The sequence below is a fragment of the Capnocytophaga sp. oral taxon 863 str. F0517 genome (genome assembly GCF_000466425.1).
In the GTDB taxonomy this organism is placed as follows: domain Bacteria; phylum Bacteroidota; class Bacteroidia; order Flavobacteriales; family Flavobacteriaceae; genus Capnocytophaga.
In genome coordinates this window covers 849-1,196 of sequence record NZ_KE992085.1, presented here as the reverse complement: position 1 = coordinate 1,196, position 348 = coordinate 849, and the positions used below count along the sequence as shown (strand labels likewise).

1 pseudogene is annotated in these 348 nt (G+C 44.0%); it reads right to left on the bottom strand.

What is annotated here, in order from left to right:
* Nucleotides 1–348: pseudogene (locus HMPREF1551_RS00565) on the bottom strand (heat-shock protein Hsp70); the annotation flags it as partial.

Genomic DNA, 348 nt, shown 5'->3' with positions numbered 1-348 from the left:
CCGAGGCGGTAAAGATACGCGCCGTCTTGTTCTGATTTTGGTGGAAAGGATAAAAACGCGTAAGATGATTACCCCTGTCATAAGCCTGCTGCTGAAGGTTGCTGGCAAAAAGACCGCCTCCGTTGTTGCTTTCAATATGACAACGTTCTACCTTGTACTTCTCAAGCATATAAGTGATTGTTTTTTCCGTTACTTCCATGGGGTCTTTCGTATATAAGACGTCTAAGATATAGTTCCCTTCCTCTGCTTCTCGGTAAAACAAGGCACATAAGTAATCACTACCGCTATCTGCTGCATCGATGTAAGCTACCGTGTAGTAACGCGATGGCAAATCCATATAGCAGTTGA